1 protein-coding gene is annotated in these 928 nt (G+C 67.8%); it reads left to right on the top strand.

Annotated elements, in window-relative coordinates; genetic code table 11:
• Positions 1-85: 85 nt before the first annotated feature.
• Positions 86-928 (top strand): ABC transporter ATP-binding protein, encoded by an 843-nt coding sequence (locus tag ABD329_RS47825; RefSeq protein WP_425574488.1) that lies wholly within the window; start codon positions 86-88, stop codon positions 926-928.

Genomic DNA, 928 nt, shown 5'->3' with positions numbered 1-928 from the left:
GTGTGGGCGCTGGCCCTGGGCTGGGCGGTGCTCTTCGGTGTCGGGGGATTCGTGTACTTCTGGAAGGCAGAGGAGCAGTACGGCCGTGGCTGAGCGAACCCTTGACAAAGGTGCCCAGGCGGAGCGGGCCGAGCGGGCCGACCAGGCCGCCCGGGCGGCGTCCGCGCCGGCGCGGGTGCCCACCGTCATCGCCGACGACGTCCACATCGTCTACCGGGTCAACGGCGGCCCCAAGGGGAAGGGCAGTGCCACCGCCGCCCTCAGCCGCTTGCTGGGCCGCAAGAGCGCCCCGGGGATGCGTGAGGTGCACGCGGTGCGCGGGGTCACCTTCGTGGCGTACAAGGGTGAGTCGATCGGTCTGATCGGGTCCAATGGCTCGGGGAAGTCCACGCTGCTCAAGGCGGTGGCGGGGCTGCTGCCCACCGAGCGGGGCAAGGTCTACACCAACGGCCAGCCGTCGCTGCTGGGGGTGAACGCGGCGCTGATGAACGATCTGACCGGTGAGCGGAATGTGATCCTCGGCGGTCTGGCGATGGGGATGTCGCGGGAGCAGGTCCGGGAGCGTTACCAGGGCATCGTGGACTTCTCCGGCATCAATGAGAAGGGTGACTTCATCACCCTGCCGATGCGTACGTACTCCTCCGGTATGGCGGCCCGGCTGCGGTTCTCCATCGCCGCGGCCAAGGACCACGATGTGCTGATGATCGACGAGGCGCTGGCCACCGGTGACAGGAAGTTCCAGAAGCGCTCCGAGGCCCGGATCCGGGAGCTCCGCCAAGAGGCCGGCACGGTCTTCCTCGTCAGCCACAACAACAAGTCCATCCGGGACACCTGTGACCGGGTGCTGTGGCTGGAGAAGGGCGAACTGCTGATGGACGGCCCGACCGACGAGGTCATCAAGGCGTACGAGAAGGAGACCGGCAAGTAG

Source organism: Streptomyces javensis (genome assembly GCF_039525925.1).
GTDB classification, from domain to species: domain Bacteria; phylum Actinomycetota; class Actinomycetes; order Streptomycetales; family Streptomycetaceae; genus Streptomyces; species Streptomyces asiaticus.
The sequence above is the reverse complement of the archived record's forward strand: the minus strand, read 5'-3'. Positions and strand labels throughout refer to the sequence as shown.